We start from the raw sequence: 254 nt of genomic DNA on the forward strand, positions 1-254 counted from the left end.
TGCTCAATGGTCTGTAGAGCCTCTTCAGCGCTGGTCACCGTAGTAACATTGTAACCAGCATTAGTGAGAAATTCTCCGTACAGGTTGAGCAGGTCGCGGTCATCGTCTACTAGCATAATCCGATAAGGTTCGCTCGGTGCTAGGTTAAGCTCAGAATGTAACAGCGAGACTAATTTTGGAATGTCAAGCGGTTTTCTGAGGTAGTGCGTTCCACCAGCACGCACCGAGGCTAACCGTAATTCAAAGGTGTCATA

General features: G+C 48.0%; 1 pseudogene. It reads right to left on the reverse strand.

The features are described from left to right. A pseudogene (locus R0J88_RS21770) lies at positions 1–254 on the reverse strand (hypothetical protein); the annotation flags it as partial.

Origin of the sequence: Pseudoalteromonas sp. SIMBA_162, assembly GCF_046535955.1 — a bacterium.
Classification (GTDB): Bacteria; Pseudomonadota; Gammaproteobacteria; order Enterobacterales; family Alteromonadaceae; genus Pseudoalteromonas; species Pseudoalteromonas marina.